We start from the raw sequence: 12,574 nt of genomic DNA on the forward strand, positions 1-12,574 counted from the left end.
GCCGAGCGCCTCCCCGTAGACCTGCTTCTCCGTCAGAAAGCATCAGAAAGGGACAACCGTGCGCAGTGACTTGGTCGTCATCGGCCTGGGGTACGTCGGACTGCCGCTCGCGCTGGAGGCGTGCAGATCCGGGCTCACCGTCACCGGCCTGGACCGTGACGCGGAAACGGTGGCGCGGCTCACCGCGGGCACCTCCCACATCGGTGACGTCGCCGACGACGAGGTCGCCGCCATGCGCGCGGCCGGCTTCACCGCCACGGCCGACGAGGGGGTGCTCGCGGACGCCGCCGCGGTGGTGGTGTGCGTGCCGACCCCGCTGAGCGCCCACAGCGGCCCCGATCTGGCGATGGTCGAGGCCGCCTGCGCGGCGGTGAGCCGGCAGCTGCGGCCCGGGACGCTGGTGGTCCTGGAGTCGACCACCTACCCGGGCACCACCGACGAAGTGGTGCGCCCGATCCTGGAGCGCTCGGGGCTGCGGGCGGGGACCGACTTCCACCTGGCCTTCTCCCCGGAACGCGTCGATCCGGGCAACAAGCACTTCGGGATCAAGAACACCCCGAAGATCGTCGGGGGGTACACCCCGGACTGCACGGCCGCCGCCTGCGCCCTCTACGGCAAGTTCGTCGACACCGTGGTCCAGGCCGGCGGCACCCGCGAGGCTGAGATGGCCAAGCTCATCGAGAACACCTACCGGCACGTCAACATCGCCCTGGTCAACGAGATGGCGGTGTTCTGCCACGAGCTGGGGATCGACCTGTGGGACGCGATCGCGTGCGCGTCCACCAAGCCCTTCGGCTTCCAGGCGTTCCGCCCCGGTCCGGGCGTCGGCGGCCACTGCATCCCCATCGACCCCAACTACCTGGCCCACAAGGTCCGCACCCTGGGCTATCCGTTCAGAATGGTGGAACTCGCCCAGGAGATCAACACACGGATGCCGCGCTACGTCGTCGAGCGGGCGCAGCAACTGCTCGACCGGGCGGGCAAGACCCTCAGCGGGGCCCGCGTGCTGCTGCTCGGCGTCACCTACAAGGCCGACGTCGCCGACCAGCGCGAAACCAGCGCCCGCCCCGTGGCGCGGCGCCTGCGCGCGCTGGGCGCCCACGTCGCCTTCCATGACCCCTATGTGTCCCAGTGGGAGGTCGACGGTGCCGCCGTGTCCGCCGCCCCCGATCTGCCGCAGGCGCTGATGGAGGCCGACCTGGTGATCCTGCTGCAACAGCACCGCTGCTACGACCTCGACGAGATCGCGCACCACGCCCCTCTGCTGCTCGACACCCGCGGCACCGCCCCCGCCCGCGCCCACGTCGAACTCCTGTAGAGGGAGGGGAGTTGTCTGCGCACGCGGTACAGGCCGCCTGCTACGGAATCGGAGCGATCTACCCCGTGGTGATCCTCGACGAGGTCCACCGATGGGCCCGGCCGACCCACCCCGGCCTTCCCGAGCGGCAGCCCGGAACGGGCCACGGCATGCTCGTGCTGCGCTGGACCGGGCCGCAGGGCGAACACGCCGCGGCCCCCGGGCTGCTCGCGGCCGCGGCGGCCCGGGCGCCCGCCCTGCCGGCCTCCGGCGGCGAACTCCTCGCCTATCAGCAGTCGTTGCCGCACGGCCTCTACCTGACCACGCTGCCCGCCGAGCTCGTCCTCGGGCCCTGGGAGCAGCGGCCGGGTGCCGCCTGTGCCCCCGGCTTCCTGCACCGCTCCGCATGAGCCTCCTGCCCGCCCGCACCCGCCCCGTCCCTTGCCGCGAGGAAGTTCCTGCCGTGCCCCTTACGCATGCCGACGTCGCCGTCATCACGCCCACCCGTCTGCGGCCCGAGCGACGCCCCTACCTGATGGAGCTGTACGAGAGCCTGTGCCGGCAGGACGCCTCGTGGGAGTGGCTCGTCTCCCTGGACGGCGTTCCGTTACCCGAGGTGCCCGCCCGGCTCCGGGAGGACCCCCGGGTCCGCGTGGTCGACCTCCCCCGGGCGGTCGGCGCCGGCGCGGCGCGGAACTTCGCACTGAACGAGGTCTCCGCCCCGTGGTGCACCACGGCGGACGACGACGATCTGCTCCCCGAGGGGTCACTGTCGGTGCGCCTGGCACACGCCCGCGCGCACGCCCTCGGCTGGGCCGCTGGCTGGTCGGCCGACCTGCATCCGGACGGCTCGACGGTCACCTGGCGCTGCCCGACGCCGCCGGGCTTCCACGCCCCCGGTGAGGTGTGGGGGTACTGGAGGTCGCCGGAGGCCACCATCCCCCTCGGACCGACGACGCTGCTCGCACGGACGGACCTCATCCGCGGCTGCGGTGGCTACGCCGCGCTCCCGCAGGGCGAGGACTACGCCTATCTGGTCGGCGTCACGGGTGCCGCCCGTGGCGCCCTGGTGCCCACCGTCGTCTACCACTACAGAAAGCACCCCGAACAGATGACGGCTCAGCCCGGCTATCCGCTGCTGGAGTCCCGCGCCCGGCAGTTCGCGTACCGCCAGGGCGAGCACCTGGCCGCGCGGTACGAGGCGGCGCGCGAGCGCAGCCGCGTGGCCTCGTGACGGGCGGCGTGGGGGAGTCGTGCCGTACGACCGCCGGCGCTGCGTGCGGGCCAGGCGTCGGGGGTCAGGCATCGCGGGTCAGGCCTCGTCGGGCCGGGCGGGATTTTGCGGACAGGCCCAGGAGGCTTTCCTATGAGAAAGGAGGGAAATGGCCCGCGGCACCACCCTGAGCGGACAGCATCCGCGACGCGTCCGGAATCATTCATTCACCTCTGTGTCGGCATGGCATTCGGCAGAGGGATTCGGCCAATTGAGAGGACTCTCTTGGTCAATGTGGGGGTGGAGTTTCGGCCGCTGGCGGAAAGTCAGCTGTGAACAGAAGGTGAATCCCAGGTCAGGGCAATGGTCGGAGCCGCTGGATCACGATTCCTTGGTGACCACTGGGTGCGGTGAATCCTCCAGCGGTACCTGTGATGCCCGACCGCCCCGAAATCCGTGCAGGTCACAGGGGTGCGGTCGGCCCCGGAACGATCCGTGCCGGTCAGCCCAACGTGCTTTTGGCAGTTGACAGTTGGGCGTGCCCGGACCCAAGATCCATCCGTCGATTCACACCGCGGACATCAACTCGATGAGTGGAGAGTTCGGCAGCCGCGGTATGGCGCATACATTCGTGAACGGAAAAGTTTGGTGCCACTGATTCCACTCGAACCATGTCGCTGCTCTTTCAGATCCTCAAAGGAGAACTTATGTCAACGGCTGCCGTAGGTGCTGCTGTTACCACTGATCCCTGGCTCTCCCTCCGCGGCCGCGAATTCCGGTCCCGGCTCATCCTTGGCATTGAGCAGTACACCGACCCCACGCTCGTCAGTGAGGTCCTGCGCAGCGCGGCGTGCGATGTCTTCATCACCACCTTCGACCTGGAACAGACCAAGCCCAGCCTGCTGATGTCGGACCTGGACGACGCCGTCGGTCTCGACGACTACGTATGGATCGGGACCACGTCCTTCGCCCGCTCCCAGCAGGACGCTCTCCTCACCGCGCGCCGGCTGCGGGACTCCTACGGCATCGACATCATGAAGCTCGATGTCCGCCCGTCGGACAACCTGCCGCACAACGCCCAGACCGTCACGGCGGCAGCGGAGCTGATCGCGGAGGGCTTCGACGTCCTGCCGTTCATCCTGCCCGACCCCGCCACGGCCGTCGCCCTGGAGCAGGCCGGCTGTGCCGCCGTCCGCATCATGTGTTCGCCGGTCGCCAGCGCCCGGGGCGTGGTCGACGAGCGCGCGGTGCGGGAGACGATGGCTGCCGTCTCCATACCGGTGGTGCTGGAAGGCGGCCTGGGCACTCCCGCCCAGGTGGTCCGTGCGATGGAGCTCGGTGCCGACGCGGTACTGGTCAACACCGCCGTCGCGCAGGCTCCTTCACCCACCAAGCTCGCGGAGTCGATGCGGCTGGCGGTGGAGGCCGGCCGGCTCGCAGCCGATCAGGACCTCGTCGGTCCGCTCGACAAGTAAGGCAATACCGGAGGTATCACTGTGCAGTTTTCTGGCGTGCTGTTCGACATGGACGGCGTCTTGGTCGATACGGACCAAGCCGTCGCCGACCTGTGGAACGGGCTGGCCTCGGAGTACGGACTGACCATCAGCGAGGGGGAGTTCGCGGCCCATGTGTACGGCTGCGTCCCCGAGCACACCGTCGAGACGGTGTTCGCCCCGCTCGCTGAACAGGACCGGGCGAAGGTCTTGACCCGGGTGCGTGAGTCCGAGCCCGACCTTGCCTTCACGCCGGTGCCCCATGCCTCCGCACTCGTGCACGACCTGGCCGGCGCGGGCGTACCGCTGGCCCTCGTCACCGGTGCCTCGGCAGCCCGAGCGGACCGCGCGCTGCGGACGCTCGGGCTGACGGGCCGCTTCGGCACCACCGTGACCTGGGGCGAATCGGCCCGCGGCAAGCCCGCGCCGGACTGCTACCTGCTGGCCGCCCGCCGGCTGGGCATCCCGCCCGTCGAGTGCCTGGTCTTCGAGGACACCTCGGGCGGGGTGCGTGCGGCCACCGCGGCCGGCGCCACCTGCGTCGCGGTGAGCCGTCTCGACCCGGCGCCCCTGCGGGCCGGCGGGGCGCGCCACGTCGTCCCGGGCTTCGAGGCGGTGTCGTTTCGCCGGCACGCGGCCGGGGCGGTGCTCGACGTGGCGGGCCAGGAGGACATGCAGTTCGCTCCACCGCGGGGCACCACCCGGTGACCCCGACCACGGCAACCCACACAGAAGGGGGCTCACCATGCCGGTGACAGTCCGGATTCCCACGGTCCTGCGCTCCTACACCGCCGGCGCGGCCGAGGTGTCGCTGAACACGGGCACCGTCGGCGAGGCATTCACCGCCCTTGAGGGCGACTTCCCGGGCATTTGCTCACGCATCCTGGACGACGACGGGAAGTTGCGCCGCTTCATCAACGTCTACGTCGAGGACGAGGACATCCGCGGGGCCGACAGCCTGGGGACCGTCACCCCGGACGGGTCGAAGATCTCCGTCATTCCCGCGGTCGCCGGAGGCTGTTGACCTATGACCGTCCCGCGACGACGCGGCCCCACCGCCCCTCGCGGGACGGTCGAGGCCGACTCGTCCGACTTCTCCGCCCGCTGCGACGGGCCGGTCTTCCGGCGTGATCGCCTCACCGCCCTGGGGTACACCAGCCTGGCGGCATACGCCTACTGCCTGTACGCCCTCGCCCCCTTTCTCACCCTTCTCCGGCGTGACCTGGACTTCAGCTACCTGGTCATGAGCCTGCACTCCACCACGTTCGCCGCCGGCAGTGTGCTGTCCGGGCTCTTCTTCACCCAGGCGCTGCGCCGCCTCGGCCGGCACCGGCTGTTCTGGCTGTCCGCGATCGGCACCGCAGCTGGCGTCGTCCTGCTCGCCGTCGGCCACACCGTCGTGTTCACCCTCGCCGCCACGGCCCTGCTGGGCCTCACCGGACCGATGCTCCAGACGTCCAGCCTCGCCCTGCTCTCCGTCCACCACTCCGCGCACCGGGACCGGGCGCTGGTGGAGGCCAACGCGACCGCCAGTCTGGCTGCGGTGCTCGCGCCCGCCGTGATCGGCTCCTTGGGCGGCACCGGCAGCGGCTGGCGGGCGGGGCTGGTGCTGCCGGTCGTCGCCCTCGTCCTCCTCTACGCGCTGGGCCGGGGCAGGCCCTTGCCCGACCAGGAGGGCCCCGCCGCGGGCACCGTGCGCCCAGGCCGCTTGCCCGGCCGCTTCTGGCTGCGTTCCGCCGCTCTGGGGGCCGCGGCCGGCATCGAGTTCGGGACGGTCTTCTACGGAGCGCCCCTGCTGGTGAGCCGCCTGGACCTCAGCATCAGCCATGCCGCCACCCTCATGACCCTCTTCGCCGTGGGCATCCTGATCGGGCGTACGGCGGGGAGCCGGCTGGTCAACGACCAGGGCAAGGCGCCCCGGTTGCTGACCGGCTCCCTCCTGCTCACCGCGGCCGGGCTCGGCATCTTCTGGTCCTCGCATGCGCTCGTGCTGTCCAGCGCCGCGCTGCTGATCGCGGGAGCGGGGGTGGCCAACCTCTTCCCGCTCAGCTTCTCGCACGCCATTGCCGCCGCGCCGGACCGCTCCGACCTCGCGGCCGCCCGCAATCAACTCGTGGTGAACTCCGCGATCATGGCGGCACCCCTGGCGCTGGGGGCACTGTCAGACCGGGTCGGGGTGTCGTCCGCGTTCGCCGTGCAGGCCGTGCTGATCGTCGCGGCGCTGCTCCTGGTCACCGTGGACCGGCCGGCCTCGTCCGGCGGAGCGGGCCGCAATCCGCTTCTGGCGGACAGGGGCTGAGCGGGCAGGGGTTGAGCGGGCAGGGGTTGAGTGGGCAGGGGTTGATCCGCGCCGGGGCCCGCTACCCCGGGGCACCGGGCGGTGCGGCGATCGCGATCACGGCCGCGTCGTCGCCCAGGGTGCCGCCGGCGTACCGGAGCAGATCGTGGTGGAGCCGGCGCACCAGGGCCGTGGGGTCGGTCTCGTTCCAGGACATGAGCCGGTCGATCAGCGGATAGAACGTGCCGGAGCGGTCCCTGGCCTCGATGACACCGTCGGTGTAGAGCAGCAGGAGATCGCCGGGCGAAAACCCGAACCGCTCCACCCGGTAATCGCTCTCCGAGGGGGCGGTCAGGCCCAGGGGGAGGGCGGGCTCGGCGACCTCCAGGATCTCGACGGTGCCGTTCCGCAGCAGCAGCGGCGGCGGATGCCCGCAGTTCACCATCTCGATGAACGGGCCGTCGTTGCGGACGTCGACGACCAGGGCGGTCACGAACGACTCCGCGGATTCCGGCCCGGCGCCGTCGAGCTGGGTCGTGTTCCAGTACACGGAATTGCCCAGGTGCGCCACGACGCCGGGCAGCGAAAGGTTGCGGTACGCGGCCCCGCGGAAGGCCCCGACCAGCACCGCGGCCTCCCCGACGGCGGCCATCCCCTTGCCGCGGACATCACCGACGACCAGCCGGGTCGCGCCCGGGGCGGGCACCGCCGCATACAGGTCGCCGCCGATCTGCGCCTCGGCCTCCGCCGCGAGGTACGTGGACGCGATCCGCAGCCGTCCGGCGCGGTGGGGCAGCGGCCGCAGCAGCACCTCCTGCGCCGCGGCGGCCACCGACCGCACCTGGTGCAGCTGCCGCTCGCGCCGGTCGCGGAGGTAGCGGAACACCGTGACGAGGACGGAGATCACGACGAGCGCGGCGATCTGGGCCTGATGGTTCGGTGTCAGCAGACCGCCGTGCAGCTCGCCGATGACGATCTGGGCCCCCACGGCGAGGACGCCGACCGCGCCGGTGACACCGGCACCGGCGAACGACGCGGTGATCGCGGGCGCCGCCACCAGGAACGGTCCCAGGTGGATGGTGGTCGGGGTATTGATGTCGATCACCGTGATCGCCGCGATGAGCACGAGCGGGAGGGCGATCAGCCCACGGCCCAGCCGCCAGGGTCGGCCGGAGGAGGTGAGACCGCGCCGGACGCTCATATCTCTTCCTTACACCTGTCCCGACCCCCGCGCCCGGCAGACCCGGGCCACCGGAACGACGCAGCGTGGCCGCCCGGCGACAGCAGGTCATGATCGGTTGACTGCCGGGGCGCCCGATCGCCCGCCGCCGCCAACCGCCATACTGCCTGCGATCTTTCTCCCCGCTCCGAAGGGAACCCGCGGCGTGTCCTCCACCACCTCCCTCCCCCGCACACGAACCGACGTCGTCATCGTCGGCGCCGGCCCCGCCGGGCTCACCGTGGCGAACCTGCTGCGCGCCGCCGGGGTCGACTGTGTGGTGCTGGAGGCGGAGAGCAGGGAGTTCATCGAGCAGCGGCCGCGGGCCGGTTTCATGGAGGAGTGGGCGGTGCGTGCGCTGGAGCGGCACGGGCTCGCCGGCCGGCTTCTCGAACGGGCCGCCACGCAGGGGGAGTTCGAGTTCCGCTTCGACGGGGAGCGGCACACCGTCCGGACGGCGGAGCTGTCGGGGCGGCGTCACTTCGTCTATCCGCAGCCGCTGTTGGTCACCGACCTGCTCGCCTCCTACGCCGACGCGACGGGCGGGGACGTGCGCTTCGGGGTACGGGACGTGCGGCTGCACGACATCGACGGCGAGCGGCCGGCGGTGTCGTACACCGACCCGGCGACCGGTGACCGGCACCGCCTCGCCTGCGACGTCATCGCGGGCTGTGACGGCGCGCGCGGGGTCACCCGGGCGGCGATACCCGCCGACCGCGCGGTCCTCACCCGCCATGACCACGGTGTCGCCTGGCTCGCCCTGCTCGCCGAGGCGCCGCCGTCCGCGGACGGTGTGGTCTTCGGCATCCATGAGCGCGGGTTCGGTGCCCAGATGGCCCGCAGCCCCGAGGTCACCCGCTACTACCTCCAGGTCGCGCCCGGCGAGGACGCCGGCAACTGGTCGCACTCCAGGGTGTGGAGCGAGCTGCACATCCGGCTCGCGGCCGCGGGCGCCCCGCCGCTCACCGAGGGGCCGCTGATCGAGAAGGTGGTCCTGGACATGCACAACTACGTGGTGGAGCCCATGGTTCACGGTCGTGTGTACCTGGCGGGCGACGCGGCGCACCTGGTCGCGCCGATCGCCGCGAAGGGCATGAACCTCGCGATCAATGACGCCCTGCTGCTCGGTGATGCACTGATCGCGCACTACCGGGGCGACGACAGCGGTCTCGCCGGATACTCGCAGGCATGTCTGCGGCGGGTCTGGCAGTACCTGGAGTTCTCGCAGTGGCTCTCGGAGGTGCTGCACGGCGCCTCGTCCGGCGACCGGTTCCAGGCGGGCACGGCGCGGGCGCGGCTGCGGCGGCTGCTGGGGAGCGAGTCCGCGGCAAAGGCGTTCGCCGGGCTCTACCTCGGGGAAGAGGCCGATCTGTGAGGCCGCTGCGCACCCGCCGGGCTGCAACGTCGTGGGGTGATTCACACCTCGGGGCGGGATGAGTCGCGCGGGGCCGGGTACGGGGCTCCGTGATCGCCGGGCAGGATACCGTGGTGAAGTGGTAGAAAAGCGGCGAAACATATCGCTGAGAACGTCAGGAAGGGGACGCCATGTCATCGAAGCGCCGTCGTAAGAAGAAGGCCCGTCGCAAGAACGGTGCCAACCACGGCAAGCGGCCGCAGTCCTGAAGCAGGGACGGTGACCGGCTCCCGCCGAGGGGCCACCCGTGGGCTCCTGGCCTCCGCGTCTCAGCGGAGACCAGGAGCCCACGCGCGTGTCCGGAGGACGCGGCCGCTTCGCCGGTCCCGACCCTCCACTCCAGCCCGGCAGGCGGCCGGAGTTGAGCGCGGAACGGCGCCGGAGCGGCGCGGCCCCGACAACTGCCTTGCGGAACACGGAAGAAGACCTCATGTGGACAGCATCGCGCGTCCGCGCCGCGCTGCCGTCCGGGATCGCCCTGACCCGTCCCTGAACCACCCCCGAGGTGCCCCGCCCGCCACGCCGAAGGCCCGTCCGCACCCGTCCGCACCCTCCGGCCGCCGCGCCTCCCGACCGCCCGGCGCCCGAGTAGAGGGAGCCGCCGCGGCGGTTTAACGTGAAAGGAGTTGCACCCGAGGAGGGGCTGCTGCCATGTCACTCGGCCGGGCGGAGACCGCCGCCGACGGGCGGCTGTCGCAGTTTCTCGACAGCCCCGTCATCGGAATGACGCCCTGGATCGCCATGTCCGTCCTCGTCGGGCCGGGCCGCTACGAGCTGGCGGTCGGCATCGCCCTCGCGCTGGCCGTGGCGCTCCTCATCGTCGGCCGCGTACGCCATCCCGGCACGTCCTTCAAACTCCTCGAAGTGGCCGATGTGGTCTTCTTCGCGGTGATGGCGGTCATCGGCATCTTTGCCTCCGCGGGCACCCACCGCTGGCTGGAGAACTACTCCGGGGAAATCTCGAACATCGCCCTGCTGGTGATCGCCCTCGGATCCATGGCGGTCCGGATGCCGTTCACCCTGCAGTACGCCCGGGAACAGGTGCCGCGGGAACTCTGGCACGAGCCGGCATTCCTGCGGACCAATTACTACATCACCGGTGCATGGGGTGCCGCATTCGGAGTGGCGGCGATATCCGGCGCCTACGGCGACCTCGTACTGCACAATTCCAATAACCTGTGGACGGGCTGGGTCATCCAGATCGCGGCCATTATCGTCGCGCTGCGGTTCACCCAGTGGTACCCGGAGGTCGTACGGGCCCGGGTACGGCAGGAACGGAAGGTGCCCGGCCCGCCGGAACCCCCCGTCAGCAGCCTGCTCATCCCGCTGGCGGGCTATCTGACCCCGGTGGGCATCATCGTGCTCGCCTTCGACGCCGGGCCGACATGGCTGGGTGTGGCGCTGATCGTGCTGGGCGCGCTGCTCGTCAAAGCGCTGACCCGCACCCCGGAGACCGGGGCCGATACCCGGACTCCCCCGGGGTGACGGATGTCTGTGCCAGGTGACCTATCATCGCTGGATGATCTTCATTGTCGTCAAGTTCCCCGTAAAGCCCGAATACGCCGACGAGTGGCCGCAGCACGTCGAATCCTTCACCAGCGCCACCCGCGCCGAGCCCGGCAACCTGTGGTTCGAATGGTCCCGCAGCATTGCTGACCCCAACACCTATGTCCTGGTCGAGGCATTCAAGGACGACGCGGCCGAAGCGCATGTCAATTCCGACCACTTCCGCGCCGGGATCGAGCGGATGCGCCCGCTGCTGCGCCACACCCCCGACATCGTGAGCACCACCATCGAGGGCGCGGACGGCTGGAGCAAGATGGGTGAACTCACCCTCGATTGAGCTCGACCGAGGGCGCTATACCTGCTTCACCAGGTGGGTGAGGAACCAGTCCCGGGCGAGGTCGGCTACCTGCTGGAGGGCACCGGGTTCCTCGAAGAGGTGGGTGGCGCCGGGGACGATCTCCAGTTGGTTCTCGCAGCGCAGTGCCGTCTGGGCCGCGCGATTGAGCTCGATGACCATGGTGTCGTTGCCGCCCACGATCAGCAGCGTCGGCGCCCGTACGCCGGACAGGTGCGGACCGGCGAGGTCGGGGCGGCCGCCGCGGGAGACCACCGCACCGACATCCGCGCCGGGCCCGGAGCCGGCGGCGGCCCGCAGTGCCGCCGCGGCTCCGGTGCTCGCCCCGAAGTAGCCGACCGGGCCCGCGGTGCGGCCGCGCAGCCAACCGGTGGCGTCCGCCAGCCGCCCGGCGAGGGTTTCGATGTCGAAGACCTTCGCCCGGTTGTTCTCCTCCGCCGGTGTGAGCAGGTCGAAGAGCAAGGTGCCCAGGCCCGCGTCGTTCAGGGCCGCGGCGACCAGCCGGTTGCGCGGGCTGTGGCGGCTGCTTCCCGAGCCGTGCGCGAACATCACCACCGCCCCGGCGCCCGCCGGCACCATGAGGTCGCCGGTGAGCCGGACCCCGGCGGCGTCGATCGCCACCTCCTGCTCCACGTCCTCGTCCGCCGCCGGCCCCTCCGGCGTCCCGGCGGATTCCTCGGAGCCGTCCGCGGCCTGCGCCAGCAGCGAGACGACCTCGTCGTCCGGGGTCTGGGAGAAGTCCCGGTACCACTCGCCGACGGCGGAGAAGGCGAACGGGGTGGAGAGACACACGAATTCATCGAGGGCGGTGCGCAGCCGCTCGGCCGCGTCCGGTGGCGCCACGGGCACCGCCAGCACCACCCGCGCCGCGCCCTGCGCCCGCGCCACCTCGCAGGCGGCCGCCGCGGTGGCGCCGGTGGCGACCCCGTCGTCCACGACGATCACCGTCCGGCCGTGGAGCGGGAGCCGCTGCCGCCCGGCGCGGAAGCGCTCCGCCTGCCGCGCGAGTTCCGCCGCCTCGGCATGTTCCACGGAGGCCAGATCCGACTCCTTGAGCCGGCCGCGGCGGACGATGTCGTCGCTGATCACCCGTACGCCGCCCTCGCCGATGGCGCCGAAGCCCAGCTCGCGCTGGTAGGGGACGCCCAGCTTGCGGACCACGATCACATCGAGCGGTGCATGGAGCGCCCGCGCCACCTGGAAGGCCACCGGGACCCCGCCTCGGGGCAGGCCCAGTACGACGGGATCCTCCCCCTCCAGATGCCGTAGCGCCTCGGCCAGCCGGCACCCCGCGTCCGCGCGGTCAGTGAACAGCACGTGTGCACCCCCTACCCAGGGGAGACGGAAGCTGCGTCCACACCTCACTTTCGAACTAACACCGTCCCGGGGGGACGCGCAAGTCGGGCCCGCGCTGCCCGCCGCCCCGGCCGGACGTGGTTACCGTCGGCGTATGAAAGGAATCGGAGCGGTCCTGATCGACATCGACGGCGTGCTCACCGTCTCCTGGAAAGCGCTGCCCGGTACGGTCGAGGCGATGGAACGGCTGCGCGCCGCGGATCTCCCGCTGGTCCTGGTCACCAACACCACCTCCCGGACCCGCGCGGCGGTCGCCGGACGACTGGCCCGGGAGGGCTTCCCGGTCGGTGCCGACGACATCCTGACCGCGCCCACGGCCACCGCCGCCTACCTGCGCGCCCACCATCCCGCCGCGCGGTGTCTGCTGATCAACAGCGGTGAGGTCGGCGCGGACCTGGCGGGGGTGGAGCTCGTCGGGGAGGGCGAGCGGGAGGGGAAGCCGG

13 protein-coding genes and 1 pseudogene are annotated in these 12,574 nt (G+C 71.3%); 12 read left to right on the top strand and 2 right to left on the bottom strand.

Going from position 1 to position 12,574, the window contains the following annotated elements; all coding sequences use genetic code 11:
- Positions 1 to 58: 58 nt before the first annotated feature.
- The 7 genes from EST54_RS22355 to EST54_RS22385 all read left to right on the top strand — a co-directional run bounded on the left by EST54_RS22355 (position 59) and on the right by EST54_RS22385 (position 6,302).
- Positions 59 to 1,318 (top strand): nucleotide sugar dehydrogenase, encoded by a 1,260-nt coding sequence (locus tag EST54_RS22355; protein ID WP_129249521.1) that lies wholly within the window; start codon positions 59 to 61, stop codon positions 1,316 to 1,318.
- An 11-nt stretch (positions 1,319 to 1,329) separates the two neighbouring features.
- Positions 1,330 to 1,707 (top strand): hypothetical protein, encoded by a 378-nt coding sequence (locus EST54_RS22360; protein WP_129249522.1) that lies wholly within the window; start codon positions 1,330 to 1,332, stop codon positions 1,705 to 1,707.
- A 53-nt stretch (positions 1,708 to 1,760) separates the two neighbouring features.
- Complete coding sequence (locus EST54_RS22365) at positions 1,761 to 2,531, top strand: glycosyltransferase family 2 protein (protein WP_129249523.1); 771 nt, start codon at positions 1,761 to 1,763, stop codon at positions 2,529 to 2,531.
- A 686-nt stretch (positions 2,532 to 3,217) separates the two neighbouring features.
- Entirely contained in the window at positions 3,218 to 3,985 is a 768-nt protein-coding gene (locus tag EST54_RS22370) for a HisA/HisF-related TIM barrel protein (RefSeq protein WP_129249524.1), read from the top strand.
- A 21-nt stretch (positions 3,986 to 4,006) separates the two neighbouring features.
- Positions 4,007 to 4,711, top strand: a complete 705-nt coding sequence (locus tag EST54_RS22375; protein WP_129249525.1) for an HAD family hydrolase — start codon at positions 4,007 to 4,009, stop codon at positions 4,709 to 4,711.
- A gap of 37 nt (positions 4,712 to 4,748) precedes the next feature.
- A complete protein-coding gene (locus EST54_RS22380; RefSeq protein WP_129249526.1) occupies positions 4,749 to 5,027 on the top strand; it encodes a MoaD/ThiS family protein in 279 nt (92 codons plus the stop codon).
- 3 nt (positions 5,028 to 5,030) lie between these two features.
- Positions 5,031 to 6,302: an MFS transporter gene (locus EST54_RS22385; RefSeq protein WP_129249527.1), complete on the top strand. Its 1,272-nt coding sequence runs from the start codon at positions 5,031 to 5,033 to the stop codon at positions 6,300 to 6,302.
- A 61-nt stretch (positions 6,303 to 6,363) separates the two neighbouring features.
- Here EST54_RS22385 and EST54_RS22390 read toward each other — a convergent pair whose 3' ends face one another.
- Complete coding sequence (locus EST54_RS22390; protein WP_129249528.1) at positions 6,364 to 7,482, bottom strand: PP2C family protein-serine/threonine phosphatase; 1,119 nt, start codon at positions 7,480 to 7,482, stop codon at positions 6,364 to 6,366.
- A 184-nt stretch (positions 7,483 to 7,666) separates the two neighbouring features.
- Here EST54_RS22390 and EST54_RS22395 point away from each other — a divergent pair, with 184 nt between their 5' ends.
- The 4 genes from EST54_RS22395 to EST54_RS22405 all read left to right on the top strand — a co-directional run bounded on the left by EST54_RS22395 (position 7,667) and on the right by EST54_RS22405 (position 10,757).
- The gene (locus EST54_RS22395; protein WP_129249529.1) at positions 7,667 to 8,875 is read left to right on the top strand and encodes a 4-hydroxybenzoate 3-monooxygenase; all 1,209 of its coding nucleotides are present in this window, start codon (positions 7,667 to 7,669) and stop codon (positions 8,873 to 8,875) included.
- A gap of 170 nt (positions 8,876 to 9,045) precedes the next feature.
- Positions 9,046 to 9,123 carry a 50S ribosomal protein bL37 gene (locus EST54_RS36275; protein WP_370454205.1) on the top strand — a complete coding sequence of 26 codons (78 nt, stop codon included), beginning with the start codon at positions 9,046 to 9,048 and terminating at the stop codon, positions 9,121 to 9,123.
- Positions 9,124 to 9,565: 442 nt separating this feature from the next.
- Complete coding sequence (locus EST54_RS22400; protein ID WP_129249530.1) at positions 9,566 to 10,399, top strand: hypothetical protein; 834 nt, start codon at positions 9,566 to 9,568, stop codon at positions 10,397 to 10,399.
- A gap of 34 nt (positions 10,400 to 10,433) precedes the next feature.
- Positions 10,434 to 10,757, top strand: coding sequence for a putative quinol monooxygenase (locus tag EST54_RS22405; protein ID WP_129249531.1), 324 nt, complete (start codon positions 10,434 to 10,436; stop codon positions 10,755 to 10,757).
- Positions 10,758 to 10,772: 15 nt separating this feature from the next.
- Here EST54_RS22405 and EST54_RS22410 read toward each other — a convergent pair whose 3' ends face one another.
- Positions 10,773 to 12,092, bottom strand: coding sequence for a phosphoribosyltransferase family protein (locus EST54_RS22410; protein WP_129249532.1), 1,320 nt, complete (start codon positions 12,090 to 12,092; stop codon positions 10,773 to 10,775).
- Between the two features lie 133 nt (positions 12,093 to 12,225).
- Between EST54_RS22410 and EST54_RS22415 the strand changes: the two are divergent.
- Positions 12,226 to 12,574: pseudogene (locus EST54_RS22415) on the top strand (TIGR01458 family HAD-type hydrolase); the annotation flags it as partial.

It is taken from the genome of Streptomyces sioyaensis (genome assembly GCF_004122735.1).
In the GTDB taxonomy this organism is placed as follows: domain Bacteria; phylum Actinomycetota; class Actinomycetes; order Streptomycetales; family Streptomycetaceae; genus Streptomyces; species Streptomyces sioyaensis.